The sequence below is a fragment of the Phyllobacterium bourgognense genome (assembly GCF_003337575.1).
GTDB classification, from domain to species: Bacteria; Pseudomonadota; Alphaproteobacteria; order Rhizobiales; family Rhizobiaceae; genus Phyllobacterium; species Phyllobacterium bourgognense.
The window spans coordinates 261,858-288,228 of sequence record NZ_QPJM01000004.1; the positions used below are offsets into that span (position 1 = coordinate 261,858).

The window sequence follows — 26,371 nt, forward strand, 5'->3', positions numbered from 1 at the left end:
CCATCGCCTCTGGAAGGCAAAGCACGACTGCTTCATTTGTCTGTATCCGCGAGCGTCGATACACGACCAGATTTATCGTGTTAGCAGGCAAATGCAAGTTATTTTTTGTTATTGCCAATGTCGCATCGCGCAACCTTCCTTCGTCCTCTATAGGAAAGCCGCTGAACGAAGAGGAGATTTATTTCATGCGCATGATTTTCGTGAACCTGCCAGTCAAGAAGATAGAGGCTACACGGGCCTTCTTTGCCGCTTTGGGATTCAGTTTCAATCCCGATTTTTCTGACGACAAAACCGCCTGCATGGTGATCGAGGAGAACATATTCGCCATGCTCATGGAGGAGGATCGGTTTCGGGATTTCATCAACAACGATATCAGCGACGCCACCAAGGCACAGGAAGTGCTGATCGCGCTTTCTGCCGGGAGCCGTGCGGAAGTGGACGACATGCTGGCCAAGGCGCTTGGCGCAGGCGGCAAGCCGTGGAAGCCAGTTCAGGATCTCGGTTTCATGTATGGATGCAGCTTCCAGGACATCGATGGTCATGTTTGGGAAGTCGCGTACATGGACATGTCCGCACAGTAGGAAGGTCTGCAGCAATCGACCCTCCTCATGCGAGGGCGGCCGATTGCATTTTACCAGATACCGGGGATGAGGTGCGACTTCACCTTGCCGCAATAGGCATCATACCCCGATAGATTTGCTTTCAGATAACGTTCTTCATCAAGCAATCGTATGGCGATGACGATGCTCAAGAGGATCGCAACGGGAAGCGCCCAGAGCGAACCAAGCGCCAAAGGCGTTGCCAGAAAAAACATGACTGCGCCCGAGTACATGGGATGACGCACCAAAGCGTAAGGGCCGCTGGAGATAACGTTCTGCCCGGATTTCACCTCGATGATACTCGACGCGTGTCCATTTTCGCGTAAGGCCAGAAACATGATCCAGAATCCGACGACGACAAGGATGTCAGCCAAGATGACGAGCCAAACCGGCAAGGGTAGTCCGGTAAAGTGGCGCTCTATTCCCGGTACAATGTACATCAGGAGGCCAACCACGCTGGCCGCGCCCTGAATCCATTTCTGCGAAGTTTCACGTTCGGCGCCCGCACCGGCTTTCTGCCGGCTGGCAACAAGCGCCGGATCATGCTTGAGAAAATAGAATGTCAGCCAGAACATGCATAGCGTGAAGACAACCAGATAAAGCCACCCCTGCCAGAAGCTTAAGGACCAGGCGGGAACATGCACCAGGAGCACCAATACCACCAAGGCCTTGATGCATCCCCCGATTGCCGTTTTGCGCAGTTTTTCGAGGTCAAATTGTTGCGTCGCCATGCTATTTCTCCTTAGCTCGTAAACACCGCAGGCACGTGCACTGGCCAGCGCCATGGCAGGATAGCAACAAGATCGAAACGAAGAGAGAGGCGGGAATGGTCTGGTTGGCGCGCGAGCCACAGATCGGCAGCGGCTTCGATACGGCGCATGGTCAGAACGTTGACCGAATCCATCGCCTGCTCAAGTGTTGTTCGAGCCTTGACCTCGACGATGAGCACGACATCCTTACGCCGCGCGATCAGGTCGATCTCTCCGAGTTTCGTGCGATAGCGGCGGCCGATAATGCGATAACCCTTCAGCATCAGGGCAAGTGCAGCAAGGCGCTCGGCGGAATGGCCGCGACGGTAGGCCTTGTGGCGCTTGCCGGACCCTGTCATTTCATCGCCAGCAGCCGCTGATACAGCTCGCCTTTCGGTCGTCCGGTCATGCGCGAGGCCTCACCAGCAGCCTTGGCGGGAGACATTTCAAGGCTGAGTGCACGCAACAGCGCGTCGATATCATCGTCGCTTCGAGGCACGTGCTCATCTTCGGGGGGAGGAGCGATGACCAGCACTACCTCACCCCTTATCCGATCTTCACCGTCGTATTCCGCTGCCAGCTCCTTGAGTGGCAGGGTGACTATCGTCTCGTAGGTCTTGGTCAGCTCACGGCACAGCGAGGCCTGCCGCTCCGGGCCGAACACCTCGACCATGTCGGTCAGGGTCGCCGCTGCGCGATTGGGCGATTCAAAGAACACCAGTGTCGCATCGAGCGACTTCAATTGTTCAAGCTTGGCGCGGCGTTGGCCCTGTTTGGACGAAAGGAAGCCGGCAAAATGAAAGGCATCCTTGAACAGACCAGACGCCGTGAGCGCCGCCAGAACCGAGGATGCGCCCGGGATCGGTACGACGCGAATGCCTGCTGCCTTGGCTTCCGGCACCAGACGCCCGCCCGGATCGGAGACTAGCGGCGTGCCCGCATCGGAAATCAAAGCCACGCTTTTACCCGCCAGCAGCGCTTCGATCAGCTTGGGTCCCGCCATATCCGCATTGTGTTCGTGATAGGCATAGGGACGCCGCGAAATGCCATATCTATCGAGCAAAACGCGGCTGACGCGCGTGTCCTCGCAAGCGATGACATCCGCAGCGGCCAAGGTTTCGATCCCGCGAATGGTCATATCGCCGAGATTGCCGATCGGTGTCGCCACGATATAAAGCGCCGGCTCCAGCGGCCGGGCGCGGAACGACGCGCTGCCAATCTGATAGTCCCGCCCTTTTGCTTCCCCTTCGGACAAGTATCTTCCTTAAGCTGCGAGATCAGCGATGACCGCATTGAGCACGATTGCACCTTCGGACGTCGTGCGGATGCGGCTATTGCCGATATATTCGATGAGGCCCTGTTCGGCCAAGGAAATCACACGGCTTTCCTTGACGCTGTGTCCGGTCAGGCGTTCGTAACGGGAAAGGTCGATACCCTCGACGAGACGCAATCCCATCAGCAGGAATTCATCGCCCTCCTGTTCACGCGTCAGCAATTCTTCTTCAACCACTCCGTGACCGATAGCTTCGACCTTCTGCGCCCAGGTTTCCGGGTGACGTTCGGTGATAGTCACGGCTCGCGTGCCGTTCTCGATGAAGCGGCCATGTGCGCCCGGTCCGATGCCGACATATTCGCCGTACCGCCAATAGACGAGATTGTGCTGCGACTCCGCACCCGGCGCGGCGTGATTGGAAATTTCATAGGCGGGCAGGCCATACCGGGCCGTGACCTCTTGCGTCTCCTGATAGAGCATTGCTGCATGATCACCATCCGGCGTCACCAGCTTGCCGGCTTTCCAGAGGTTATAGAACGGCGTCCCTTCTTCAATGGTCAATTGATAGAGCGACAGATGGTCCGCGGCATAGGAGATAGCCTTCGCCAGTTCGTCGCGCCATGCGGCAATCGTCTGGTCGGGCCGCGCATAGATCAGGTCGAACGAGAGCCGGGGAAAAATCTCCCGCGCCAGTTTGATCGCGGCTAGCGCCTCCTCGACATTGTGCATCCGGCCGAGGCGACGCAAATCGGGATCGTTGAGGGCCTGAACGCCAAGCGAAACACGATTCACGCCGGCGGCGCGGTAACCCCGGAAACGGTCGGCTTCAACGCTCGTCGGATTGGCTTCAAGCGTGATCTCGATATCGTCTGGCACATGCCAATTGCGTGAAATCTCGTTGAGAACGGATGCCACGGTTTCCGGCTGCATCAGCGAGGGTGTGCCACCGCCGAGAAAAATGCTCGAAACCGTGCGCGATCCGGTCCGTTCCCGCATTGTCGCCATTTCGCGTGCGAAGGCTGCGGCAAAGCGCGGTTGATCAACAGCTTGATGCCTGACATGCGAATTGAAGTCGCAGTACGGGCATTTGGCCATGCAGAACGGCCAATGGACATAGACGCCGAATCCGGCCTCGCCTCTGTCGGACTGGTTCATCCCAAGTCCAGACAATCTTTGGCAAAATGCTGGAAGGCGCGCGCGCGATGCGACAGCGCGTCCTTGTCGCCAGGCTTCCAGCCATGCTTTTGTTCCGCCGTCATTTCGCCGAACGTCACGTCGTGGCCTTCCGGTTTGAACACCGGATCGAAGCCGAAACCCGCGGTACCGCGCGGCGGCCAGACAAGCTCGCCTTCCACCTCGCCGCGATAGTAATTGGCTTCACCATCCGGCCATGCAAGGCAAATGACCGAAACGAAACGGCCGCTGCGTTTTTCAGGCGCATTAGCGCCCGCTTGCTGCAGTTCGGCTTCAACCTTTTGCATGCCATGGGCAAAGTCGCGCTTGCCATCGGGCAATTGCGCCCAATTGGCCGTATAGACACCCGGTTTGCCGCCCAGCGCGTCAACGCAAAGGCCGGAATCATCGGAAAGCGCCACAAGACCGGTCGCCTTGGCGGCGGCGAAGGCTTTGATATAGGCGTTCTCTTCAAAAGTCGTGCCGGTTTCATCCGGTTCGGGCAGACCGATATCCTTTGCCGAGACTACTTCAAAGCCGAACGGACCGAGCAGGTCGATCATTTCCTTGATCTTGCCCTGGTTGTGACTGGCGACAAGCAGCTTGCCTTTTTCGAGTGTCTTCATTTCAAATTCCATAATTTCGGTTCGGCAAATTCGATCGAGTTGCCCGACGGATCGCGGAAATACAGCGAGTGCGCACCATTCGGCCAGTCGAATTCGCTTTCGATGGCAACGCCATGCGCTTCAAGATGGGATTTCCATCCGGCGATTTCATCCCGGGTCGCGCGAAAGCAGACATGACCCGGACCCGTGGCACCATGCGAGGGTATCGGCAAACCACCTTTCGGGCGTTCCTTCAGTTTTTCCACGTCAAACAGGATCAGCACGCCGGCACCACAGCGGAAGAACACGGATTCTTCGCCCGCCCGCAGGATGCATTCAAGCCCGAGCACATCGCCGTAGAATCGCGCAGCCGTTTCGACATCGGTCACATAAAGCGCTGTTTCCAATATTCCCGAGGGCTGCATGGTGAAACCCCGTTAGCTGACGGCCATTTTCTGCAGGGAAACCAAACGGTTGATGCCGTTGCGGGCAAGACCCATCAGCGACAGCAATTCCTCTTCGGAGAAGGGCTCACCTTCGGCAGTTCCCTGTACTTCGACGATACCACCCTTGCCGGTCATGACGAAATTGGCGTCTGTCTGCGCGGTCGAGTCCTCGAGATAATCGAGATCGATCACAGGGGTGCCGTTGGAAATGCCGCAGGAAATGGCCGCGACATGATCCTTCAGTACCTTTTCCACCTTCAGCATCTGGCGCATTTCCATCCAGCGCAGACATTCGTGCAGCGCAACCCAGCCGCCGGTAATCGCGGCCGTGCGAGTGCCGCCGTCGGCCTGAATGACATCGCAATCGACGGTAATCTGCACTTCGCCAAGCGCCTGCAGGTCGACGACCGCGCGCAGCGAGCGGGCGATCAGCCGCTGGATTTCCAGCGTGCGTCCGCCCTGCTTGCCGGAGGAAGCTTCGCGGCGCATGCGATCGCCGGTTGAGCGCGGCAGCATGCCATATTCCGCCGTCACCCAGCCTTTCCCGGTGTTGCGCATCCAGCCCGGCACTTTTTCCTCGAGGCTGGCAGTGCACAAGACGTGCGTGTCGCCGAACTTGACCAGGCACGAGCCCTCGGCATGTTTGGAAACGCCGCGCTCAAAGGAAATGGCGCGCATTTCGTCGGGGGCTCGCTTGGAGTGACGCATGGATAGACCTCTTGTTGATGTGTTCTGGGCCTTTTAACCGTGATGGGGTGATGAAGCAAAGGCTTTGATGATTGCGCAGAGAATGCTTATATCAAGACATAAAGAACGGAAGTACGAGGCACGATGAACAGGACCGTTGTTCCGGACACATTGCAATCGCTCGACCAGCGGTCGCGCGATATTTTCCGGCGCATCGTAGAGAGTTACCTCGGCGATGGCGAGCCGGTGGGTTCACGCAATCTGTCGCGCATCCTGCCCGTGTCGTTGTCTCCGGCGACGATCCGCAATGTGATGAGCGATCTCGAGCATCTCGGCCTGGTTTATGCGCCGCATATATCCGCCGGCCGCTTGCCGACCCAGATCGGCCTGCGCTTTTTCGTCGATGCGTTCATGGAAGTTGGTGACCTTTCCAAGTCCGAACGCAATTCCATCGAGGCGCAGGTCAGGGCCGGGGAAACGCAGTCCGCCGAAAGCGTGCTGACGCAGGCGAGCCAGATACTTTCCGGCATGTCGCGCGGGGCGGGGCTGGTCCTCGCGGCAAAGGCGGAAGGTGCGCTCAAGCATATCGAGTTCGTCAGGCTCGAACCGACAAGGGCTCTCGCCGTACTGGTCACGCAGAGCGGTGATGTCGAAAACCGTGTGATCGATCTGCCGGTTGGCGTGACGCCATCGCAATTGATCGAAGCCTCGAATTTCCTCAATGCGCACATTCAAGGTCGCACCATCACCGAGGCGCGGCAGGAAATCGCCCGGCTGAAGGAAGAAACCCAGCAGGCGCTTGACGCCCTCTCGCAACATCTGGTCGAACAGGGGCTCGCCATCTGGGGCGGCGATGGCGGCGGCCAGCCGGCACGGCTGATCGTGCGCGGGCGGGGCAATCTGCTTGAGTCCGTCAACGCTGAAGCGGACCTTGATCGCTTGCGGCACCTCTTCGATGATCTCGAGACGAAAGAGGGCACGCTGCAGCTGCTTGATCTGGCGGAAGCCGGGCCGGGGGTGCGCATCTTCATCGGCTCGGAGAACAAGCTGTTTTCGCTTTCCGGCTCATCGCTGGTTATCGCGCCCTACCGCGATTCTGAACAGCGGATCATCGGAGCACTCGGTGTCATTGGCCCGACACGACTGAATTATGCGCGTATCGTACCCATGGTAGATTATACCGCCCAGCTCGTCTCGCGCCTCTTGAGATAGTCATTTGCACTTGATTTTTATGGCCTAAACCTCGATATCCAGCGCAACTTACGAATAATGAATGGACAGGATACATGGCTGAAGACAAGAAAAATCACGACACTCCCGATCTCGACCAGCGCGACCTGAAGAATCCGCGCGATCGCGATGCGCTGAAGCGCGCTGCCGATGATTTTCTCAAATCACGCAAAGCTGAAGAATATGCCCTCGCTCAGGACGACGAGATGGAGGCAAATGCCAACAACTGGGCCGAACTTGATAAATTGCGCGCCGAGAACGGCGACCTGAAGGACCAGCTGTTGCGGCTTGCCGCCGACATGGAAAATCTGCGCAAGCGTACCGCGCGCGATGTCCACGATGCGCGTGCCTATTCGGTCGCCAATTTCGCTCGCGACATGCTCTCCGTTTCCGACAATCTGAAGCGTGCCCTGGAGGCCATCCCTGCCGATGTGCTGGCAAGTGGCGATGCAGGGTTCAAGACCCTCGCTGAAGGTGTCGAGATCACAGAGCGTTCGCTTATGTCGGCAATGGAACGCCATGGCGTCAAGAAACTGGATCCCCTGGGCCAGAAATTCGATCCCAATTTCCATCAGGCGATGTTCGAAATTCCAAATGCCGACGTGCCGCACAACACGGTGCTACAAGTTGCGCAGAGCGGCTTCGTCATCGGTGACCGCATGCTGCGTCCGGCGCTTGTCGGCGTATCAAAAGGCGGTCCAAAACAGGCATCTGCCGAAGGTCAGCCTGAACCTGGCCCGATCAATCCGCAGGCAGAAAAAGACGCCTGATCCGATTATCAGATCAGCTTTGGGAGCCACATTTCCAAGCGGAATGTGGCTCTTTTCATTTCACCGCCATACACTATCGTGGCCCAATGAACGGCGCAGGGGGAACTGCCGATGACCATGATCCAGCTCTTCAACTATGCCGGTATCTTCGTCTTTGCCGCGACGGGGGCTTTGGCGGCATCGCGTCGTCAGCTCGATATCATCGCCTTCGTGTTTCTCGCCGCCGTCACCGGCATCGGCGGTGGCACATTGCGCGACTTGATCCTTGGCGTACCGGTGTTCTGGGTCGAGGATCCCGGGAATCTTATGGTCTGCGCTGCGGCAGCCATTCTCGTCTACTTTTCCGCCAATCTGCTTGAATCACGCTACCGCGTTCTGCTTTGGCTCGATGCGCTCGGTCTTGCCGCTTACAGCGTTATCGGCGCGGCCAAAAGCCTGGCACTGGGCTTCGACTCGACGATTGCGATCGTTACCGGAATTATGACCGCGACCTTTGGTGGAATTCTGCGCGATATCATATCGGGAGAACCCTCCGTGCTCATGCGGCGCGAGATCTATGTGACCGCCGCTCTCGCCGGGTCGGTTACATACATTGTGCTGCACAGCGTCGCCGCTGGTCCAGGGATATCAGCCCTCGTCGCGGCGCTTGCTGCGTTTGCCGTACGCGGCGGTGCGCTTTATTTCGGCTGGGCGCTGCCGACGTATCACAAGCCCGGTCGCACACCGGAAGAGTTGAAGCGCGAGGGTTATATCCGTTCTGAGTAAGACTATACATTGACAAAAGAGCTACATGTAGCCACAATCGACTCATGACAACTGTATCGATCCGGGACGCAAAGAATCGCCTGACCGAGCTTGCCCGGCAGGTCGAAAAGGGCGAAACCATTGTGGTCACGCGTAATGGCCGCCCGGCGTTTGATCTCGTGCCGCACAAGCCTCGAAAGGGGCTGCGGTTGGAGGCGATTGACGAATTCAAGAAAACCCACGGCATCAGGACGATTGTGCCCTTTATTGCGGACGATTTCGACGAGCCATTGCCAGAAGATTTTCTCCTTGGGCCTCTGCCGCCAGACGCATGAGAGTATTATTGGATACTCATATTCTGCTGGCTATTATAGAACAGCAGCTGGACAGGTTTACTCCCGGAATCCGCAGCTTGCTCGTCGATCCGACCGGTGAATTCTACGTGAGCGTGGCCAGTCTGTGGGAAATCGCGATCAAGCGGCGGCTCGGAAAACTCCAGCTGACGCCCCCTCTCAAAGCATTGCCAAGTCTGTTGACGAGCATTGGTATCGAACTCATTGCAATCAACGAGCACCACACTTTGCTCGCCGTTGAACCCGAGCCCCTGACACGTGATCCTTTTGACCGGCTGTTGCTGGCGCAATGCCAGGTCGAAGACTTGCGCCTTGTCACGACAGATCGCGCGCTTGTGGCTCATCCGATGGCGATCAACTCCTAGAGCAATCCGGCTTGCTCGGCAGCCGCTTTCAGGTTCTGCTGTGGGCGCGGACCGATCTGCTGAATGACGAGACCTGCGGCCAGCGAACCGAGTTTAGCACAATCCGTCAAGGACCGGCCACTCGTATACCCGAACAGGAAGCCGGCAGCATAAAGATCGCCAGCGCCGGTCGTGTCGACCAATTCGGCAATCTCGATCGCCGGAACCGCCACGGTTTCATCCTTCGAGACCACGACCGAGCCCTTCTCGGACCGGGTTACGGCTGCAAGTTTGCAATCCCTGCGGATGAGTTCGAGGCCCTTTTCAAAATCATCGGTCTGATATAGCGACTTCAATTCCGCCTCATTGGCAAAGACGATGTCGACCGTGCTGGAGCGCATCAGTTCGAGGAACTCCTCGCGATAGCGATCGACGCAGAATGGGTCTGATAGCGTCATCGACACTTCGCGCCCATACTCATGCGCGATCTTCGCCGACAGGCGGATTGCTTCCTTGGCCCGGGGCGGATCCCAAAGATAGCCCTCGAAATAGGTGACCTTGGCTTCGGAAACCTTGGAACTTTCAACATCTTCCGGTCCAAGCTCGACGCAGGCACCGAGATAGGTGTTCATCGAGCGCTCACCATCCGGGGTGACGAAGATCATCGAGCGCGCGGTGGGCGGCGGCGAATTCAAGACACGGGTATCGAAGGCAACACCCTGCGAACGAATATCATGGGTGAAGACATGGCCAAGCAGATCGTCGGCTACCTTGCCGAAATAAGCCGCACGCCCGCCGAGACTGGCGACGCCAGCGGCGGTGTTGCCGGCACTTCCGCCGGACGCTTCGATCGCCGGACCCATGCGCTCGTAGAGAAACTCCGCGCGATCGGCATCGATCAGGTTCATGGCGTTCTTGATGATGCCGTTCTTGACGATGAACTCATCATCGGTGCGGGCAATGATATCGACAATGGCATTGCCGATGCAAAGCACGTCAAAGCTGGACATGAAAACTCCGGGATTGGACTGTTCGGTACCTGTTGGCGGTTATTTTGGCGCCTGTCCTAGCGCGTCGGCAGCCGGTTGACTACCCCTTCTTTGGTGTGTTGCCTTGTCTCACCGGCAAACTGCCCCTATGTCCGCAACCCGGAAACCTTGGAGAGCGACCCTAAATGATCGTTGAAAGCGCCCGCGCTGCGGCCAATCATCTGTTTCGCCCGGAGTTTCGTGCTGTCCTGTGGAAATCGATCGGCCTGACCATTTTGCTGCTCATCGGCATATGGTTCGGCCTGCGGGAACTGTTCGAAGCGCTGGCTTGGCCCTTCTTCGACCAGATGGTGCCGGAACTGCCGTCCTGGGCGGGATGGCTCGGTCTCATCGCCGGCATTCTTGCAAGCATTGGGCTTGCGCTTGGACTGGCACTGCTCATTGCGCCCGTCACGGCAATCGTTGCCGGTCTCTTCCTCGATGATGTGGCGGCGGTGGTAGAAAAAGAAGATTACCCGCTCGACCCGAAAGGACAGCCCTTGCCCGCTGTCCGATCGCTGATTCTGTCGGTGAAATTCCTCGGCGTCGTTATTCTCGGCAACATTGCTGCTTTGTTGATGCTGTTGATCCCCGGCGTCAACATCATCGCCTTTTTCGTTGTCAACGGCTATCTGCTCGGCCGCGAGTTCTTCGAATTTGCCGCGATGCGCTTTCGCCCGGAAATGGAAGCCAAGGCGCTGCGCTCGAAACATGCAACGACAGTGTTTTTGGGAGGGCTGGTCATCGCCGCCTTCATGGCGATCCCGATCCTCAATCTTTTGACGCCGCTGTTTGCCGCCGCGATGATGGTGCATTTGCACAAGGCGGTCGCGCAGTCCGAGCCGCCAGCCACTGTGATCAGATGATTTGTGGTGGCAGTGGCACCAGCGGCGCCGGTATTTCCGAGGTCTTTTCCACTGCTTTGCAGATATCGGCGATAACACAGGAAGGGCATTCCGGTTTGCGCGCCTTGCAGATATAGCGGCCATGCAGAATAAGCCAGTGGTGCGCGTGGTAGAGATATTCGGAAGGAATAACCTTCATCAATCGTGCTTCCACTTCCTCCGGCGTCTTGCCGGGTGCAAGGCCAAGCCGGTTGCCAATACGGAAGATGTGGGTGTCCACCGCCATGGTCGATTGGCCGAAGGCCATACTGAGGACGACATTGGCCGTCTTGCGGCCAACGCCCGGCAATTTGATCAGCTCGTCGCGATCATTCGGAACCACGCTGCCATATTGGTTGATGAGGGCCTCGGACAAGGCGATGACATTCTTCGCCTTGTTGCGCCAAAGCCCGATCGTACGGATGTAGTCGCCGACCTTTGCTTCGCCCAGAGCCAGCATCCTTTCTGGCGTGTCCGCAACCTTGAACAATGCCCGCGTCGCCTTGTTCACACCGGCGTCGGTCGCTTGCGCTGAAAGCACCACCGCGACCAGCAGGGTGAACGGATTTATGTGTTCGAGCTCGCCCCGGGGCTCAGGGCGTTGGACCGAAAAACGCCGGAAGATTTCATGGATTTCCGCAGCTGTATAACGCGTGCCCGGAACGTTGCGCGCTTTTGTCGGCTTCACCTCACTCACGCCAATCTGATCAATTTTACGCTTGGGATTTTCCATGCTCAATCTATACTCAACGCCCATGAGCCAAACAATGAACCCAATTGACGCTGCGGGCCAAAATGAGGAAGAAATTTTTCGTGCGCTTCTCGTGCCACATCGTTCGCTGGGTCAAACTGGTTTTCTCATTCTGATGGCAACGATGGGTGTCAGCAGCTTCCTCACCGGCCTGTTTTTTCTGTCGCTTGGTGCCTGGCCAGTTTTCGGCTTCTTCGGCCTCGATGTTCTGCTGGTCTATATAGCTTTCAGGATGAATTATACGTCGGCAAAAGCCCATGAAGAGGTGAGCGTTTCGCGCATTGCCTTGAAAATCCGCCAGGTCGCCCCGTCAGGGCGGGCGAAGCTGCATGAATTCAATCCGTTCTGGACACGATTCAGCGTCGCCCGTCATGCGGAAATCGGCATCACGTCGATGCTGGTCGAGGGACAGGGCAAGGCTGTGGCGATCGGCTCGTTTCTCAATCCCGATGACCGTGAAAGCTTCGCTTCCGCATTCCAGATGGCGCTTGCGACCGCCAAAGGCCGGTAAATCCAGGGCCTGCAAGAATCGGGTGGCGACAAGGGCCGCAGAGTGGTCATATAGCCTCAATAGAGAGGTAAAAGCTCATGAAACCACATGCCATACTGCAGAAAGACATTACCCCGACGGGCGATGATTATGCGATCGTCAGCCATATCATCGAACGTATCAGCAAGGACTATCGCGACCAGCCGTCGCTGGAGACACTGGCCCGCGATACGGGGCTGTCGCCAACCGCGTTGCAGAAACTGTTTACCCGCTGGGCGGGCCTTTCTCCCAAAGGCTTCCTGCAGGCGGTGACCATCGATCACGCCCGGCGCCTGCTGGATGAGGGCATGCCGCTCCTGGAAACAGCCTATGAGACGGGACTATCCGGACCGAGCCGGCTGCATGATCTGTTTGTCACGCACGAAGGCATGTCGCCGGGCGATTATAAGACCCGTGGTGCGGGGCTGACAATCCGCTACGGCTTTCTGATATCGCCGTTCGGCCTGGCGCTGGTGATGGTGACGGACCGCGGGCTTGCGGGTCTGGCCTTCGCCGATCCGGGCAAGGAACGCGAAGCATTGGCCGACATGACATCGCGTTGGCCAAATGCCAACTATGTCGAAGATCTCGCAGCAACCGCTCCCTATGCAGCGCGTATCTTCAACCCGGCAGAATGGCGTGCCGACCGGCCGCTCAAGGTGGTTACGATCGGCACTGATTTCCAGCTGCGTGTCTGGGAAGCACTGCTGAAGATCCCGATGGGCAAATGCGTCGCCTATTCGGATATCGCCGCCGATATCGGATCGCCCAGGGCTTCGCGCGCCGTGGGTGCCGCCGTCGGCGCCAATCCGGTCAGTTTCGTCGTCCCCTGCCATCGCGCAGTCGGCAAGTCCGGAGCGCTGACCGGCTATCATTGGGGCCTGACTCGCAAACGCGCCATTCTTGGTTGGGAAGCAGGTCAGCTGACCGGCGAGGCAGACCAAGCGCAGGCGGGTTAAATCCGACGCCTTATCTCTCCCCTTGCGGGAGAGAAAGCGATTTCAGCATCTTAGCTCTTGCTAAGTGCTAGAAATCGCCAGAGAGGGGATTTGCAATCTTCACACTACCTCGCTCTTGGATTTTCTAAGGATTTAGCGAAGAGGCTAAATCCAAGAAAATCCTTTCTCCTCCCAAGGGGGAGATAAGAGCAGTGCTTTCACACACCCCCTTGACCTTCCAGTTACTGGAAAGATTACCTTTGACGCACTATCTGGTTCATAACCGAAAGTTGCATCATGAAACACGACCATCCCCACCACACCCACGATCATGCCTGCTGCAGCGGGGAGCAACGCGCAGAATCCGTGATTGTGCGCGATCCGGTATGCGGGATGACTGTAGACCCGGGGGCGAACAAACCGACAGCCGAACATGGCGGGCGGCTGTTTCATTTCTGCTCAGCGGGCTGCCAGAGCAAATTCATCACGGAGCCGGACGCCTATCTCGAGGCGATCGATCCTGTTTGCGGCATGAAAGTAGACCGGGCAAGCGCGAAACATTTCCTGCGCCATGAAGGTGAAAAATACTATTTCTGTTCGGCGGGCTGCCTCGCCAAATTTGAGAAGGCGCCGCAGGATTATCTCGGCGCTCGGCCTGCGCCCAAAGCCATGCCCGCCGGGACGCAATATACCTGCCCCATGCATCCCGAAATCATCCGGGATGGCCCGGGCTCATGCCCGATCTGCGGCATGGCGCTGGAACCCGCGGGCATTCCGACCGGCGATGAAGGGCCGAACCCGGAGCTGGTGGATTTTACCCGCCGCTTCTGGATCAGCGCCGTATGTTCGGTTCCTCTGCTTCTGATTACAATGGGTCCGATGCTCGGCTTGCCGTTGCGTGGCTGGATTGGTGAGAGTTTGGCTACGTGGCTGGAATTCATGCTGGCAACTCCGGTCGTTATCTGGGCGGCTATTCCCTTCTTTGAGCGGGCCTGGGCCTCTTTCATCAATCGCAGCCCCAACATGTGGACGTTGATCGCCATCGGCGTCGGCACAGCCTACGCTTTTAGCGTCGTCGCCACGTTCCTGCCGGATATTTTTCCGCACTCCTTCCGTATGCATGGTGGCTCGGTGCCAGTTTATTTCGAAGCGGCCGCGGTGATCGTGACGCTCGTCTTTCTCGGCCAGATACTCGAACTGAGAGCACGCGAGCGCACAGGCTCAGCCATCCGCGCCCTTTTGGATCTTGCGCCCAAGAAGGCCCGGCGCGTTACCGAGGACGGAACAGAAACGGACGTGCCCCTGGATGAGATAATTGCCGGCGACCGGCTGCGCGTGCGCCCCGGGGAAAGCGTGCCGGTGGACGGCATCGTGCTTGAAGGACGCTCCTCCATCGACGAATCCATGCTCACCGGAGAGCCTGTGCCGGTCGAAAAGACCGAAAATGACACGGTGACCGGCGGCACTCTCAACCGCAACGGCACGCTGATGATCAAGGCGGAAAAGGTCGGTGCGGATACGGTTCTGTCGCAGATCGTCTCCATGGTCGCCTCGGCCCAGCGTTCGCGTGCTCCCATCCAGGGGCTGGCCGATCGCGTCGCCGCCTGGTTTGTTCCGGCAGTGGTGCTGGTTGCGATCATCGCCTTTATCGTTTGGTCGCTCATAGGACCAGAGCCGAGCATGATCTATGGCCTGGTTGCTGCCGTTTCCGTGCTCATCATCGCCTGCCCTTGTGCGCTCGGCCTGGCGACGCCAATGTCGATCATGACCGCCACCGGGCGCGGGGCGCATGCGGGCGTGCTGATCAAGGATGCGGAAGCTCTCGAGCGATTCGCCGCCGTTGATACGCTCATCGTCGACAAGACAGGAACTTTGACGGAAGGTAAGCCTAGGCTTACTGATATTGTTGCGCAACCGGGTTTTGCTGAAGACGAACTGCTGGCTCTGGCTGCAAGCCTAGAGAAAGGCTCCGAACACCCGCTCGCCGAAGCGATTGTCGAGGGGGCAAAGTCGCGCAATCTCATACTTGCCGATGCAATTGGCTTCGAAGCAGCGACGGGCAAGGGGGTATCCGGGACGGTCAACGCCAGAAGCGTGGCGCTTGGCAACAAGGCGATGATGCAGGACATCGGTGCTGACGTTTCACAATTGATCGAGAAGGCAGACCAACTGCGTGCACTGGGCAAGAGCGCTCTCTTCATCGCAGTCGACGGCAGAGCCGCCGGGATCGTTGCGGTTGCCGATCCGGTCAAGGGGACGGCCGCAGAGGCGATTCGCTTGCTGCATGAAGCCGGGCTGAAGGTCATCATGGCAACCGGTGATAACGCCGTGACGGCGCAGGCAGTTGCGCGCTCGCTCGGCATCGACGAGGTCCGGGCCGATATGCTGCCGGAGGGCAAGAAGCAGCTCATCGATGCGTTGCATGCCAAAGGCGCCAAGGTCGCGATGGCCGGCGACGGCGTCAACGATGCACCTGCGCTTGCCGCGGCCGATGTAGGTATTGCCATGGGCACGGGAGCGGATGTTGCGATGCAGAGCGCCGGGATAACGCTGGTGGGCGGTGACCTGAACGGCATCGTTCGCGCCCGCCATCTTGCCGCCGCCACGATCCGCAATATCAAGCAGAACCTGTTCTTCGCCTTCGTCTACAATGTGCTCGGTGTGCCGGTCGCGGCAGGTGTGCTGTATCCGGTGTTCGGTCTGTTGCTTTCGCCCATGCTGGCGGCGGCGGCCATGAGCCTTTCGTCCGTGTCGGTTATCGCGAACGCGCTGCGGCTGCGGACAATAAAATTGTGAGGTCCCATGAATATTGGTAACGCTTCTGATAAATCCGGCCTGCCCGCCAAAACGATCCGCTATTACGAGGATATCGGCCTCCTGAAGCCGGATCGGGCAGACAATGGCTATCGCGACTATTCCATCTCGGATGTACACAAGCTGCGCTTCCTGCAGCGCTCTCGCGGGCTGGGCTTCACGGTTGAAGAGTGCCGCCAGCTCTTGGCGCTCTATGAGGACAAAAGCCGCGCGAGCGCCGACGTCAAGTCGATCGCGCAGTCAAAGCTGCAGGAAATCGAGCGCAAGATCGTCGAGCTGCGCGAATTACAGCACACACTGAAACATCTGGTTGCTCATTGCCATGGCGACCAGCGGCCGGATTGTCCGATTCTGGAGAGTATTTCAGGGGCGGCCAGGCCTGACCCTAGCTGAGCGTCGACACTACATCCGCAGAAATACGCAGTTCACGCAGCGGCCGGACGACGGCCGTTGTTTCGCTGTAAATTGGATGCGCCTTGTAGGCCGCCAGCGCCTCGGCGTTCTCGAATTCCCCATAGACGACGACGTCGATCTCGCCGGAAATCGGATCGGTCTTGGTATTCTTCATCACTTCGAAAACGGTCGAGTGAGGGATTTCACCAAGACGCCGGAGGCCGTTCACGATTGTCTCGACGTCTTTCTTTTCACGGGCGCTGAAGAATACAATATGGCGGATCACGATGTTGCTACCTGCTGCATTTTCACTGCGCCGGACTTTTCATACTCCGCCCCTGTCAGTCAATAGATGCGCTGTCGCAGCCCTGATCGAACCCGGCGCTCACTCAGCGGCCAGCTTAGCCATCGGATTGTTCGGATGCGTGGTCCAGTTGGCGTAATCCGGCTGGATCGGCATTTTGGTCCGCGGATCAACGCCCGAAACCATCGGTTCCATGGTGATGCAGTTTTCAACGGGGCAAACACTGACGCAGAGGTTACAGCCCACGCATTCCTCGTCGATGACTTCGAAGTGCCGCGCGCCATCGACCATCGATGTGATCGCCTGGTGCGATGTGTCCTCGCAGACGATGTGACAGCGGCCGCATTTGATGCACAGCTCCTGATCGATCTGCGCCTTGGTGATGTAATTCAGGTTGAGGTACTGCCAGTCGGTGACATTCGGTACGGCGAGACCCTGGAAATCGTCGATGGTGCGGAACCCGCGGGAATCCATCCAGTCGGAAAGGCCGGAAATCATTTCCTGAACGACCTTGAAACCGTAGGTCATCGCCGCCGTGCAGACCTGCACGTTGCCGCAACCGAGCGCAATGAACTCCGCTGCATCCCGCCATGTGGTGATACCGCCGATGCCGGAAATCGGCAGGCCACGCGTTTCAGGATCGCGGGCGATTTCCGCTACCATGTTCAGCGCTATCGGCTTTACCGCCGGGCCGCAATAGCCGCCATGCGAGCCGCGTCCATCGATCGTCGGGTTCGGGGCGAAATTGTCGAGATCAACTGAAACAATCGAGTTGATGGTGTTGATGAGCGATACGGCGTCGGTACCGCCGGATTTGGCGGCCCGCGCAGGTTTGCGGATGTCGGTGATGTTTGGGGTCAGCTTGGTGATGACCGGCATGCGCGTATATTGCTTGCACCAGCGCACCACCATTTCGATATATTCCGGCACCTGACCGACGGCGGCGCCCATCCCGCGCTCGGACATGCCATGCGGGCAGCCGAAATTCAGTTCGATACCGTCTGAACCCGTAGCTTCCACCAGCGGCAGGATTGCCTTCCAGGCTTCCTCCTCGCAGGGCACCATGATCGAAGCGATCAGGGCGCGATCCGGCCATTTCTTCTTCACCTCGGTCATTTCCCGCAGGTTCAACTCGAGCGGGCGGTCGGTGATGAGTTCGATATTGTTGAAACCGAGCAGACGCCGGTCCGGACCGTGAATAGCGCCATAGCGCGGTCCGTTGACATTGACGACGGGCGGGCCTTCTTCACCCAGGGTTTTCCAGACAACGCCGCCCCAGCCCGCCTTGAAGGCGCGCTCGACATTATAGGCCTTGTCCGTGGGTGGAGCAGAGGCCAGCCAGAAAGGGTTCGGAGATTTGATGCCGAGGAAATTCGTTGAAAGATCAGCCATGGCGGTTTCCTTTAGCTGACTAAATGACTTGGTTGACTGGATTGCTGTTCCGGAACCGACGCGCCGCCCGAATTATCGGCCATGGTGGCTTCGACGAAACCGCTGACCTTTTCCGGTTGTTGCATCAGCGCACGGTGAATTGATTCGGCCGCTATCTTGCCGTCCTGTACGGCGGCGACGGTCAGATCTTCGCCATCTGCAACACAATCGCCGCCCGCCCAGATGCCCGGGATGGACGTGCGTCCCTCATCGTCAACACTTATACGTCCCCTGGTAAGGGCGATATTCGCTTCGGCAAGCACCGCTTCAGCCGGTGTCTGACCTATCGCCTTGAATATCTGATCGCTGGCGAGCGTGATGCTCTCGCCTGAAACGCCAAGACGACCATCGGTCATGACAGTGTAGTCCAGCGTTATGCCGCAGACCTCGCCATGTTCGTTGCGGGTCAGCGCGCGAGGCTGCAGCCAGTGGCGGATGATCACGCCATTCTTCAGCGCGAGTTCCTGTTCGAAGTCACTGGCGTTCATGTGTTCCGGTCCGCGGCGATAGGCGATAATGACATTTTCCGCGCCCAGCAGTTTTGTCTGTACCGCGACGTCAATCGCGGTCATGCCGCCGCCGATCACGACGACATCCCGGCCGACAGGGATTTCTGACAGATTGTCGCTCTGGCGAAGCACCGAAATGTAATCCACCGCATCGATGCAACCGGCAGCATCTTCGCCGTCAAGACCAAGGTCGTTGACGCCCGGCAGGCCCATGCCGAGAAACACTGCATCGAAACCCGCCTTCAACGCATCAAGACTGATATCCCGCCCGAGGGCCTTGTCATTCTGGATGGTGATGCCGCCGATTTCGAGAATGAAGTCGAGTTCTTTCTGGGCGAAGTCGTCAACGCTCTTATAGGGAGCGATACCATATTCGTTGAGGCCGCCTGCCTTGGGGCGCGCTTCGAAAATAGTCACATCGTGACCATGCATGGCCAGACGGTGGGCGGCGGACAGACCCGCTGGTCCGGCGCCGACGACCGCGATGGATTTGCGCGTAGGCTCGGCGCGCTTGAAGGGATGCTGGCCATTGGCCATCAAATGATCGGTAGCGTAACGCTGTAAAAGTCCGATCTTCACTGGCTTGCCTTCCGCCACTTCGCGTACGCATGCCTGCTCGCACAACGTCTCGGTGGGGCAGACGCGGGCGCACATGCCGCCAAGGATATTTTCGGAGAGAATGGTCTTGGCAGACCCGGTAGGATTGTCTGCCGCGATCTCGCGAATGAACAGGGGAATATCAATGCCGGTGGGGCAGGCATTCATGCATGGCGCGTCATAGCAGAAGTAGCACCGGTCCGATTCGACGAAGGCTTCATGCCGGCTTAACGGCGGGTGAAGATCAGAAAAAACTTCCGCATAGGCGCTAGACGAAAGCCGCCCGGCTCTGACGTCACGGATTCCAGAATCCATCGATCCCATGAAATCTCATCTCCTCGTTTTGACTGCGTCCGGTTCCCATGGATCAGCAGTCTTTTCGATGGCCGGTATGTTCCGGACCTGTGAGGAAGAATGGCAGATTTTCTCGGAAGGTCAAATTTTTTATCAAACGGTCAAGAAATTTCACAAGTATCGCGCACTTGAAAAGTCATGGCCCGGACTTGCCGGGCCATCTCCGTACATCGCTAGTCCTTACCCCTCAATCAGCCATACGCCGCAATATCAGCTCAGTAATATTGGCCCGATTCAATATACCCTCCTTGCCACCCCGGTCGTTGTAGGTTGCGTTAGAGGCAAGATAGGACATGTTGTAAAAGTCGCTAAGCTTTATTGTGTACTCTGTCCCCGCTTCCAGCTTCACCGGGACAACAGTGGATTCGCCCCAAGTATCCCAGCTATCTAAATGCGGCATGACCACAATGCCGCTATTCAGAGTTTTGCCGGCGCCCGCCACGTCCATTTTCTTGACTGCCGCTGTCACGCCGGTATTCACAGGGCCAAAAGCATTGCCGTAGTTTAAGAGAATATGATAGGTGCCGTCCACGGACGGTATGAATTTGAACGTCAGTTCCTCTTCAGGAAGCCCCCAGTTCGACCACGATCTGCGGCCATGTTCGGTGATCGGGCCCGTTTTCGCGTCAGCCACTGGCTTGTTGGTCGCTGAGTTGGCACCAATGGTTTCGATCCTGCGATCGCTCCAATAACATGAGGGATTCGTACGTTGCGACACATTATCATACGCTTCGCGAGTATACTGGCGTTCAAGTGAGTAGCATAGGGCTTGGCCCATCTCCCCCGGCCCCGGTGTATCCGTCCATTCTCGACCTGGGATACCCGTCGCGATCGATACCCCGTTGCGGTAGATGTTGACACCTGTCCAAAGGGGAGGGGCATCTTTCCAATCTAGTTTGATCGACCCATTGTTATTCTCCACGCGGTTGAAATCAACCGTTCGTGGACCGTAGAGGTGAGGGTTGGTGGCACCAACCACTTTGGCTACCCCGCCATCGGCAGGATTGTCGATAAGCTCCACCACGAGAATGTTGGTACCAGCAATGTTTAAATCCGATGCTGGCGTGTAACGGTCCAACGGTATAGTGCTGCCGTTAAGCATCACGGTCTGAGCCTTGTAAGACCCCTTTGCACTCAAACCGGCGTCGGGCAAATTCACCTTGACCGTGATTTTTCTGCCTCGATATTCAAGATTGTTCAACTGGATCTGTCGGGCTCCGTTGAAGACGTCCTTGTGCATCTTCTTGGTGATGAAAGGTTCGAACCGAATGCCCTTCATGTTGGCCTCACGCCCGAACACCACGTCGAGAACTGAACCGATATAGCCGCCAACTGACCATAATTGCTTATCGGAATCGATTTCAGGGCGGTCTTCGTCCCTAGGCGCTGTCACTGCAAGCTTGGTGAACTCGAAGTTCTCCATATTCGACAGGTTCAATGCAGCGCCGTTGATAAGCGTATCGAAGTTACGATTAACCACATCGGCATTTCGCCCCTTTGCGGCTTTGATCAAATAGCTGGATACGAACGGCCAGATAGCCCGGTTGTGGTAAACCTTCAAGTCTTGCACCTGCGGCCAGACAACCGCAGCGCCTGCCGTCGTGTGCGGATAGTTCTCCAGGATACTGGTTGTCTGGCCCTTATCGGCAATGCCATCCTGAATGGCCAGAGCCTCTCCCAGCAATTCAAAACGACGCACCGGCGCCTGATCGAGCTCGGTGATCTTCATCATGCTGAACATGCCGGCATCCTTCAACCACAGATCATTTCTTATGCGTTGTTTTAGATCGTCGGCCCAGTCGGCAAATTTGGCGGCATCCGGAGCTTTGTTCAGCTCGACAGCCATTTTCGCCGCGACATCGAGAATTTTCCAGTGATTGATGTTGGTAGACAGCGTCTTCGACATCGCAATGTGGACCACGGTATCCTTCATCCAGTCGGGATAGGTCTGTTCGCGCCAATCGAGGAATGAGGTTTCGCCGCGATAAAGCCCATCACGGTTGTCATAGGCAGCAAGGCGATCGCTTTCGATCGTGTTACGAATGGCGGTATAGGCATCGTTCAGGAATTGCGTGCGATCCTCACCGTCGAGATATTTGAGCAATTCGAAAGCAGCACGCGCCCAGACGACACGGTCTGTGCTGACCGGCCAGCTGCCGCCACTGCCTGTGTCCTGAACGATTTCCGTCGTCTCGGCGCCGAGCGTCTGCGTTGCATTGCGACGCTTTGACAGTTTGAATAACAGGCTGTTTTTGGCGGCCTGCGGGTTGATCTGCGCGAGACCGAGATCAACGGCGTAGGCAGTATCGCGCGTCCACACATACGTCCACTCGTCTCCCGACTGATAACAGCCGATCGTGCCGCCACAGGGTACGGAATTGCCGTTATTGTACGCGCCATCCTTGATGGAGGTCACGGTCAGTTCCCTGGCTTCCTGCATCGCCATGGCAAACAACCCGTCAAACATCTGGCTGCCGGTGCGGATCGTCGGATCGTTCGCCCGTTCCTCAATTTTTAGTTGTTTACCTTTGTTCGCTTTTCGTTGGTCCTGGGTGGTCGTCAGCTTGTAGGTACGCAGAGTAGACACTAAATCGGCAGTCTCTATCGCAGCACTACTGCCATTCCAATCCACACGCCTGATGCCATCATCCCGATTGACGGGATCGGTAACGGACGGGACTTTGACTTCGACGCATTCGCCATCGACCAGAGTGCCCCTGGCGCACCGGCTGACGACCACTGGCTTGATGACGCAAACGTCATCTTCAAGCGTGCCTTTGTCGCAACGGGTAGTCGCGACTGGCCTGATGACGCACTTGTCAACCTCAAGGGCGCCCGCACCGCATACAAAGGTCGCCTCGGGCTTGACCACGCATTCGGTACCAACGAGTGTTCCTTTTTCGCATGCGCCGGTAGTTATACTCGGCTTGACGACGCACTTGTCCACCTCAAGGATGCCCGCACCGCATACAAAGGTCGCCTCGGGCTTGATCACGCATTCGGTACCAACAAGTGTTCCTTTTTCGCACGCGCCGGTAGTTATACTCGGCTTGACGACGCACTTGTCCACCTCAAGGATGCCCGCACCGCATACAAAGGTCGCCTCGGGCTTGATCACGCATTCGGTACCAACAAGTGTTCCTTTTTCGCATGCGCCGGTAGTTATGCTCGGCTTGACGACGCATTTGTCGCCTTCGAGAGTGCCCGTCTGGCATACCGCGGTTACAGCGGGCGTGACGATGCATTGGCCATCAACGAGCGTGCCCGTCTGGCAAACGGTGATGGCGACGGGCGTGACGATACACTTCCCATCGATCAAGCTGCCCTGCTCGCACGTGTCGATAACGACGGCAGGCGCGATGAGGCATTTGCCATCAACAAGGGTGCCCGCGCATGAGACAAAGGTTCCGGACCCGTCGTCCGTGCCCGCTGTTTTGTTTGAGTCATTGCAGCCGGCCAGCATGATACAACATGCCAAGGCCCCCGACAGCGTTCGAAACGAAGCCATAATTCCTCCCAATAAATAAAAAATGCTTCTTTTTAAAAATGGTGCGCATGCAGTAACGACCGACCATCGACATGCATGGTTACCCGCACGATGGCACAGACTGTATAAAAGAGTTTTGGAGGTTCCTCCCGAGGAAACCGCAGGATTTGGCTATAGGTGCAGTGGAACGCCGTCAATAATACGATAGTCAAAGAAAATCGGGAATCGAGCCGATTAGCCCAATTTATTGCAAACCCGATGCCCGTTATTCCGCCGCCAGCGGTGGTTGTGAAGCAACTTCCAGAAGTTCGCGGTTGAGCCGCGCTTCTTCCTCGGCTTTCGGCTTGGAGAAGCCGGCCAGCAGCAGATAGGCGACCGGCGTCAGGAAGAGCGTCGAGGCGGTTGCCATGCCGAGGCCGCCAACGATGACCCAGCCAAGGGCGATACGCGCTTCGGCCCCCGCACCACTGGCAAGGACCAGCGGCACCCCGCCAAGGATGGCGCAGAGCATGGTCATCACGACGGGCCGCAGACGGATGTTCGAGGCCTCTTCGATGGCTTCTCTTACATTCCTGCCCTCATCGCGCAGATGATTGGCAAATTCGACGATCAGAATACCGTTCTTCGCCATGATGCCGACGAGCAACACCAGTCCAATTTGACTGTAGACGTTCATGCTTGTGCCGGTCATGACCATGGCAAAGACCGCGCAGGCGAGACCAAGCGGGACCGTAGCCATCACAACGGCCGCACTGATAAAACTTTCAAATTGTGCCGCGAGAACCAGTAGAATGATCAGGATGGCAAAGCCGAAAGTCGTGACCATGCTCGACGAATTTTCGCCCAGCGTCGCCGCTTCAGCGAGCGGAATGATGCGATAGCCGGAGGGCAGCAAAGGTGCGGCAACCTCCTGCACGACTTTGTACGCATCGCCCAGCGCGAAGTTGGGGCTGAGGGCTGAGGTGATGGCGACGGAACGCATCTGCTGTTCGCGCGTCAATGCCGGTGGAACGGCGACTTCAGTGAGTTTGGCGATTGTCGACATGGGGACGAACCGGCCGTCGCCGGTGCGCAGGAAAACGTTTTCGAGGTCTGTCGGATCATTGATGGGATTTGTGCTCGATACGAGCTTCACATCGAAGGAACGATCTTCGATATAGACCGAACCAACCTTATAGCCGTCGAGCACCGATTGCAGCGCTTCGGCCAAACCAGTGATATTGATATTGAGATCCGAAGCGCGCTCGCGGTCGATCGACACGGCCAGTTGCGGCTGGGTCGGCTCATTGGTCAGACGCGGACGATCGAAGCGGCTGTCCTTTTCGAGCTCCGCCACGATGTTGGCGGCGGTGGTCCCGAGCTCGCCATAACTGGTGCCGACGACAGCGAACTGCAGGCCGTTACCTGCGCCGCGGATACCCAGCGAGTTTGGCTGCGCGGCAAAAACCTGGATACCTGGAATGTTGCGGACGCGTTTCGAGACGTCGGCGAGAATCTCCTGCTGGCTCCGCGTCCGCTCTTTCCAGGTGGCGAGACTGAGGACCATGAAGCCACGGTTGGTATTGCCATTCTGTCCGGCGATCGAGAACGTATTCTGGATTTCGCCGTTATCGCGCAACGGCTGGATCAACTGCTCGATCTGACGCATCTCGTCACCGAGATATTCGAGACTGACGCCCTGTGGCGCGGTTATGCGCAGGAAAGCCGAAGCTCGGTCCTCCGTTGGTGTCAACTCCTGCTTGAGAAGAGAAAACGCGCCAAACGCCGCGCCGGCAAACAGCACCGAGGTCACGACGACGATCCACGGGGCGGCAAGGCAAACATGCAACATGCGTTTGTAAAGATTGCCGAACCAGCTTCCGACACGGGCCACCCGTCCCGGTGTGTGGGTGACATCCTGATGCTTGGCCTCACTCGCACTGAGCAAGCGGGAAGCCAGCATCGGGCACAGCGTCAATGCCACGACGGCCGACAGAAGCACGCAGATCGCCAGTACGAAACCAAACTCGCGGAAGAGCCCTCCGGTCTGGCCAGGCAGGAAGGATAGCGGCACGAAAACCGCCGCGAGCGTCACCGTCGTCGCGATGACTGCGAAGAAAACTTCCTCCGTACCGAGAACGGCGGCAGCACGTGGCCCCATGCCCTGATTGCGGCGGCGCACGATGTTTTCCAGCACCACGATCGCGTCGTCCACCACCAGACCGGTCGCCAGGACCAAGGCGAGCAACGTCAGGATGTTGATTGAGAAACCGGCAAGATAGATAGCAGAAATGGTGCCAATCAGCGCAACCGGCAGACTGACAGCCGGGATAAGGGTTGCGCGAATGTCCCATAGGAAGAGGTAGATGATCAGGATAATGATGACGACAGACACACCGAGTGCAATTTCCACCTCATGGACAGCGCCATTGACGAAGTCCGCATCATCGCTTGTCACGCGGATGTCGACACCCTCGGGTAGCGTTTGCTGCAATTGCGCGACCGCGGCGCGAACGCCTTTCGAAATATCGAGCGTGTTGGATTGAGCCTGGCGGATGATGCCGAGGCCGATGCCGGTCTTGCCGTTGGCGCGCAGAATCGAGGTGCCGATATCGGGGCCCATCGTTACCGTGGCCACGTCGCGGATCTTCGTCTGACCTTTGATAATGATGTTTTCGAAGTCTTCCGGCGTCGATACCGGCGCCGTTGCACGAACGACGATGCTCTGGTCATTGCTGTTGAGCTGACCGGCAGGGGTATCGAAGGCCATCGTGGTCAGGGCGTTGCGAATGTCGGCGATGTTCATGCCGAGGCTCGCAACCTTGCCCTGATCGATGTCGATGCGGAATATCTTGCTGCGATTGCCATTGACCTGAACGTCGGCGACCCCCGGAACCGAAGCGAGCACGTCCTCGATCTGGTCCTCGACGAGGACCGTCATGTCCTCGACCGCCATGGTATCCGAGGTGACCGCAAGACGCATTACCGCATCAGAATTTGCATCGGCTTTGACGATCTGCGGCGGATCCGCTTCGTCTGGCAGAGTGTTGGCGATGCGGCTGATGGCATCGCGCATGTCGGCGGCTGCAACGTTGAGATCTACGCCATCATTGAATTCGACGGTGACGCGGCTGTTACCGAAAGAAGAACTGGAAGATATGGATTTGACGCCCGAAACGCGGGATACAGCGCCTTCGATGGCGGAAGTCAACTCACGGTCCACCGTCTCCGCGGCAGCCGATTCAAAAACAGTCGAGACTGTGACCACCGGGCGATCGACATCGGGCAATTCGCGCACATCGACGCCATACCAGGCGGCAAGGCCCGCGACGACGATCAGGGCATTGAGCACCAGCGCCATGACAGGTCGACGAATGAAAAGTGCGGTGAAACTGGAATC

At 57.7% G+C, this 26,371-nt stretch carries 25 protein-coding genes; 11 read left to right on the forward strand and 14 right to left on the reverse strand.

Annotated elements, in window-relative coordinates; genetic code table 11:
• Positions 1-185 precede the first annotated feature (185 nt).
• The gene (locus C7476_RS10075; RefSeq protein ID WP_114429911.1) at positions 186-581 is read left to right on the forward strand and encodes a VOC family protein; all 396 of its coding nucleotides are present in this window, start codon (positions 186-188) and stop codon (positions 579-581) included.
• A gap of 50 nt (positions 582-631) precedes the next feature.
• Here C7476_RS10075 and C7476_RS10080 read toward each other — a convergent pair whose 3' ends face one another.
• Genes C7476_RS10080 through rph form a run of 7 tightly spaced genes read right to left on the reverse strand, consistent with a single transcriptional unit; the run spans position 632 to position 5,553 of the window.
• Positions 632-1,330 carry a methyltransferase family protein gene (locus C7476_RS10080; protein WP_114429782.1) on the reverse strand — a complete coding sequence of 233 codons (699 nt, stop codon included), beginning with the start codon at positions 1,328-1,330 and terminating at the stop codon, positions 632-634.
• A gap of 11 nt (positions 1,331-1,341) precedes the next feature.
• Entirely contained in the window at positions 1,342-1,707 is a 366-nt protein-coding gene (locus C7476_RS10085) for a YraN family protein (RefSeq protein ID WP_114429783.1), read from the reverse strand.
• Complete coding sequence (gene rsmI / locus C7476_RS10090; RefSeq protein WP_114429784.1) at positions 1,704-2,603, reverse strand: 16S rRNA (cytidine(1402)-2'-O)-methyltransferase; 900 nt, start codon at positions 2,601-2,603, stop codon at positions 1,704-1,706. The genes C7476_RS10085 and rsmI overlap by 4 nt, the downstream gene beginning before the upstream one ends.
• Positions 2,604-2,612: 9 nt before the next feature.
• Entirely contained in the window at positions 2,613-3,776 is a 1,164-nt protein-coding gene (hemW, locus tag C7476_RS10095; RefSeq protein ID WP_114429785.1) for a radical SAM family heme chaperone HemW, read from the reverse strand.
• Positions 3,773-4,420: an RdgB/HAM1 family non-canonical purine NTP pyrophosphatase gene (gene rdgB / locus C7476_RS10100; protein WP_114429786.1), complete on the reverse strand. Its 648-nt coding sequence runs from the start codon at positions 4,418-4,420 to the stop codon at positions 3,773-3,775. Before rdgB ends, hemW begins: the two co-directional genes overlap by 4 nt.
• Positions 4,417-4,824 (reverse strand): VOC family protein, encoded by a 408-nt coding sequence (locus tag C7476_RS10105; protein ID WP_114429787.1) that lies wholly within the window; start codon positions 4,822-4,824, stop codon positions 4,417-4,419. Before C7476_RS10105 ends, rdgB begins: the two co-directional genes overlap by 4 nt.
• 12 nt (positions 4,825-4,836) lie before the next feature.
• Positions 4,837-5,553, reverse strand: a complete 717-nt coding sequence (gene rph / locus C7476_RS10110; protein ID WP_114429788.1) for a ribonuclease PH — start codon at positions 5,551-5,553, stop codon at positions 4,837-4,839.
• Between the two features lie 123 nt (positions 5,554-5,676).
• Between rph and hrcA the strand changes: the two genes are divergently transcribed.
• The 5 genes from hrcA (at position 5,677) to C7476_RS10135 (ending at position 8,994) form a co-directional block, all read left to right on the forward strand.
• Positions 5,677-6,744, forward strand: coding sequence for a heat-inducible transcriptional repressor HrcA (hrcA, locus tag C7476_RS10115; protein WP_114429789.1), 1,068 nt, complete (start codon positions 5,677-5,679; stop codon positions 6,742-6,744).
• A 74-nt stretch (positions 6,745-6,818) separates the two neighbouring features.
• Positions 6,819-7,532 (forward strand): nucleotide exchange factor GrpE, encoded by a 714-nt coding sequence (grpE, locus tag C7476_RS10120; RefSeq protein WP_112529582.1) that lies wholly within the window; start codon positions 6,819-6,821, stop codon positions 7,530-7,532.
• Positions 7,533-7,643: 111 nt separating this feature from the next.
• Entirely contained in the window at positions 7,644-8,297 is a 654-nt protein-coding gene (locus C7476_RS10125) for a trimeric intracellular cation channel family protein (protein ID WP_114429790.1), read from the forward strand.
• Between the two features lie 44 nt (positions 8,298-8,341).
• The gene (locus tag C7476_RS10130) at positions 8,342-8,611 is read left to right on the forward strand and encodes a type II toxin-antitoxin system Phd/YefM family antitoxin (RefSeq protein ID WP_114429791.1); all 270 of its coding nucleotides are present in this window, start codon (positions 8,342-8,344) and stop codon (positions 8,609-8,611) included.
• Complete coding sequence (locus tag C7476_RS10135; RefSeq protein WP_114429792.1) at positions 8,608-8,994, forward strand: type II toxin-antitoxin system VapC family toxin; 387 nt, start codon at positions 8,608-8,610, stop codon at positions 8,992-8,994. Before C7476_RS10130 ends, C7476_RS10135 begins: the two co-directional genes overlap by 4 nt.
• Here the strand turns inward: C7476_RS10135 and C7476_RS10140 are convergent.
• Positions 8,991-9,983: an adenosine kinase gene (locus C7476_RS10140; RefSeq protein ID WP_114429793.1), complete on the reverse strand. Its 993-nt coding sequence runs from the start codon at positions 9,981-9,983 to the stop codon at positions 8,991-8,993. The genes C7476_RS10135 and C7476_RS10140 overlap by 4 nt on opposite strands.
• A 164-nt stretch (positions 9,984-10,147) precedes the next feature.
• Here C7476_RS10140 and C7476_RS10145 point away from each other — a divergent pair, with 164 nt between their 5' ends.
• Positions 10,148-10,867 (forward strand): sulfate transporter family protein, encoded by a 720-nt coding sequence (locus C7476_RS10145; protein WP_114429794.1) that lies wholly within the window; start codon positions 10,148-10,150, stop codon positions 10,865-10,867.
• On the opposite strand, the gene nth is transcribed toward C7476_RS10145, so the two are convergent.
• Entirely contained in the window at positions 10,860-11,618 is a 759-nt protein-coding gene (gene nth, locus C7476_RS10150; RefSeq protein WP_425373963.1) for an endonuclease III, read from the reverse strand. The genes C7476_RS10145 and nth overlap by 8 nt on opposite strands.
• Before the next feature lie 34 nt (positions 11,619-11,652).
• Here nth and C7476_RS10155 point away from each other — a divergent pair, with 34 nt between their 5' ends.
• The 4 genes from C7476_RS10155 to cueR all read left to right on the forward strand — a co-directional run bounded on the left by C7476_RS10155 (position 11,653) and on the right by cueR (position 16,310).
• Entirely contained in the window at positions 11,653-12,147 is a 495-nt protein-coding gene (locus tag C7476_RS10155; RefSeq protein ID WP_181872398.1) for a DUF2244 domain-containing protein, read from the forward strand.
• A gap of 77 nt (positions 12,148-12,224) precedes the next feature.
• The gene (locus C7476_RS10160) at positions 12,225-13,124 is read left to right on the forward strand and encodes a methylated-DNA--[protein]-cysteine S-methyltransferase (protein WP_114429797.1); all 900 of its coding nucleotides are present in this window, start codon (positions 12,225-12,227) and stop codon (positions 13,122-13,124) included.
• A 276-nt stretch (positions 13,125-13,400) separates the two neighbouring features.
• The gene (locus tag C7476_RS10165; RefSeq protein ID WP_114429798.1) at positions 13,401-15,899 is read left to right on the forward strand and encodes a heavy metal translocating P-type ATPase; all 2,499 of its coding nucleotides are present in this window, start codon (positions 13,401-13,403) and stop codon (positions 15,897-15,899) included.
• A gap of 6 nt (positions 15,900-15,905) precedes the next feature.
• Positions 15,906-16,310 (forward strand): Cu(I)-responsive transcriptional regulator, encoded by a 405-nt coding sequence (cueR, locus tag C7476_RS10170; protein WP_114429799.1) that lies wholly within the window; start codon positions 15,906-15,908, stop codon positions 16,308-16,310.
• On the opposite strand, the gene C7476_RS10175 is transcribed toward cueR, so the two are convergent.
• The 5 genes from C7476_RS10175 to C7476_RS10195 form a co-directional block, all read right to left on the reverse strand.
• Positions 16,303-16,596: a Dabb family protein gene (locus tag C7476_RS10175; RefSeq protein WP_114429800.1), complete on the reverse strand. Its 294-nt coding sequence runs from the start codon at positions 16,594-16,596 to the stop codon at positions 16,303-16,305. The genes cueR and C7476_RS10175 overlap by 8 nt on opposite strands.
• 99 nt (positions 16,597-16,695) lie before the next feature.
• Entirely contained in the window at positions 16,696-18,006 is a 1,311-nt protein-coding gene (gene preA, locus C7476_RS10180) for an NAD-dependent dihydropyrimidine dehydrogenase subunit PreA (protein ID WP_114429801.1), read from the reverse strand.
• Positions 18,007-18,017: 11 nt separating this feature from the next.
• A complete protein-coding gene (locus tag C7476_RS10185) occupies positions 18,018-19,475 on the reverse strand; it encodes an NAD(P)-dependent oxidoreductase (protein ID WP_114429802.1) in 1,458 nt (485 codons plus the stop codon).
• A gap of 217 nt (positions 19,476-19,692) precedes the next feature.
• Positions 19,693-23,013: an alpha-L-rhamnosidase-related protein gene (locus C7476_RS10190; RefSeq protein ID WP_114429803.1), complete on the reverse strand. Its 3,321-nt coding sequence runs from the start codon at positions 23,011-23,013 to the stop codon at positions 19,693-19,695.
• A gap of 244 nt (positions 23,014-23,257) precedes the next feature.
• Positions 23,258-26,332 carry an efflux RND transporter permease subunit gene (locus C7476_RS10195; RefSeq protein WP_245426270.1) on the reverse strand — a complete coding sequence of 1,025 codons (3,075 nt, stop codon included), beginning with the start codon at positions 26,330-26,332 and terminating at the stop codon, positions 23,258-23,260.
• Between the last annotated feature and the right edge of the window lie 39 nt (positions 26,333-26,371).

Bases quoted from the DNA above. Each gene is read 5' to 3' on its own strand.
- C7476_RS10075 (WP_114429911.1), top strand. From the start codon at position 186: ATGCGCATGATTTTCGTGAACCTGCCAGTCAAGAAGATAGAGGCTACA.
- grpE (WP_112529582.1), top strand. From the start codon at position 6,819: ATGGCTGAAGACAAGAAAAATCACGACACTCCCGATCTCGACCAGCGC.
- hemW (WP_114429785.1), bottom strand. From the start codon at position 3,776: ATGAACCAGTCCGACAGAGGCGAGGCCGGATTCGGCGTCTATGTCCAT.
- C7476_RS10130 (WP_114429791.1), top strand. From the start codon at position 8,342: ATGACAACTGTATCGATCCGGGACGCAAAGAATCGCCTGACCGAGCTT.
- C7476_RS10165 (WP_114429798.1), top strand. From the start codon at position 13,401: ATGAAACACGACCATCCCCACCACACCCACGATCATGCCTGCTGCAGC.
- C7476_RS10160 (WP_114429797.1), top strand. From the start codon at position 12,225: ATGAAACCACATGCCATACTGCAGAAAGACATTACCCCGACGGGCGAT.
- rdgB (WP_114429786.1), bottom strand. From the start codon at position 4,420: ATGAAGACACTCGAAAAAGGCAAGCTGCTTGTCGCCAGTCACAACCAG.
- C7476_RS10145 (WP_114429794.1), top strand. From the start codon at position 10,148: ATGATCGTTGAAAGCGCCCGCGCTGCGGCCAATCATCTGTTTCGCCCG.
- C7476_RS10195 (WP_245426270.1), bottom strand. From the start codon at position 26,332: ATGGCGCTGGTGCTCAATGCCCTGATCGTCGTCGCGGGCCTTGCCGCC.
- C7476_RS10105 (WP_114429787.1), bottom strand. From the start codon at position 4,824: ATGCAGCCCTCGGGAATATTGGAAACAGCGCTTTATGTGACCGATGTC.
- C7476_RS10190 (WP_114429803.1), bottom strand. From the start codon at position 23,013: ATGGCTTCGTTTCGAACGCTGTCGGGGGCCTTGGCATGTTGTATCATG.
- cueR (WP_114429799.1), top strand. From the start codon at position 15,906: ATGAATATTGGTAACGCTTCTGATAAATCCGGCCTGCCCGCCAAAACG.
- C7476_RS10085 (WP_114429783.1), bottom strand. From the start codon at position 1,707: ATGACAGGGTCCGGCAAGCGCCACAAGGCCTACCGTCGCGGCCATTCC.
- rph (WP_114429788.1), bottom strand. From the start codon at position 5,553: ATGCGTCACTCCAAGCGAGCCCCCGACGAAATGCGCGCCATTTCCTTT.
- C7476_RS10125 (WP_114429790.1), top strand. From the start codon at position 7,644: ATGACCATGATCCAGCTCTTCAACTATGCCGGTATCTTCGTCTTTGCC.
- preA (WP_114429801.1), bottom strand. From the start codon at position 18,006: ATGGCTGATCTTTCAACGAATTTCCTCGGCATCAAATCTCCGAACCCT.
- C7476_RS10080 (WP_114429782.1), bottom strand. From the start codon at position 1,330: ATGGCGACGCAACAATTTGACCTCGAAAAACTGCGCAAAACGGCAATC.
- C7476_RS10140 (WP_114429793.1), bottom strand. From the start codon at position 9,983: ATGTCCAGCTTTGACGTGCTTTGCATCGGCAATGCCATTGTCGATATC.
- C7476_RS10155 (WP_181872398.1), top strand. From the start codon at position 11,653: ATGAACCCAATTGACGCTGCGGGCCAAAATGAGGAAGAAATTTTTCGT.
- nth (WP_425373963.1), bottom strand. From the start codon at position 11,618: ATGGAAAATCCCAAGCGTAAAATTGATCAGATTGGCGTGAGTGAGGTG.
- hrcA (WP_114429789.1), top strand. From the start codon at position 5,677: ATGAACAGGACCGTTGTTCCGGACACATTGCAATCGCTCGACCAGCGG.
- C7476_RS10135 (WP_114429792.1), top strand. From the start codon at position 8,608: ATGAGAGTATTATTGGATACTCATATTCTGCTGGCTATTATAGAACAG.
- C7476_RS10185 (WP_114429802.1), bottom strand. From the start codon at position 19,475: ATGGGATCGATGGATTCTGGAATCCGTGACGTCAGAGCCGGGCGGCTT.